Origin of the sequence: Nocardiopsis coralli (genome assembly GCF_014892575.1) — a bacterium.
In the GTDB taxonomy this organism is placed as follows: domain Bacteria; phylum Actinomycetota; class Actinomycetes; order Streptosporangiales; family Streptosporangiaceae; genus Nocardiopsis; species Nocardiopsis coralli.
In genome coordinates, this window is the sequence record NZ_JADBGI010000068.1 from 1 (window position 1) to 569 (window position 569).

Here is a 569-nt window from a genome sequence, read left to right on the forward strand (position 1 = left end):
TTGCCGTCCTCGGTCACCGCCACACCGGAGGAGACGGGCGCACCGGGCAAGGCGGGGTTGCCGGGGTTGCCGGGCGCACCGGCAGGGCCGGACGGGCCGGTGTTGGAAGCAGTGGTGGTGTCGGTGGCATCGCCACCGCCGCCGGGGTCGGGGCCAGACCCGGCGCCCGGCTCGGGGGCCGGGCCGGGCGGCGACCCGGTTGCCCCGGGGGCGGTTGCCCCGGGGGTGCCAGTGACGCCGACGCCGTCGGCGTCGGCGTCGGTCTCGTTCTGGTTCTTGAAGGCGAAGCCGAAGCCCAGCAGTGCCGACAGGGGCACGGTGATGTTGATGACCGCCTTGGTGCCGGGCGGCTGCGAGCAGCCACCGCCCGAGGTGGAGCCGTCAGCGTCGGTGCCATCCGCCTCGCCGTTGGGATCAGCACCCGCGTCACCGCCAGCGGTGGGACCGCTGGTGGCGTTGGCGCCTTCGGTGCCCTTGCCGGTGCCGTCGGCCCCGGTCCCGTTGGTGGTGTGGCCGTGGTGGCCGTGGGCGAAGCCCATCGCGCTGATGAGCGCGTCGTAGGTGCGCCC

The 569-nt window shown here is 75.2% G+C and carries 1 pseudogene; it reads right to left on the reverse strand.

What is annotated here, in order from left to right:
* A pseudogene (locus IDM40_RS27790) lies at positions 1-569 on the reverse strand (HNH endonuclease signature motif containing protein); the annotation flags it as partial.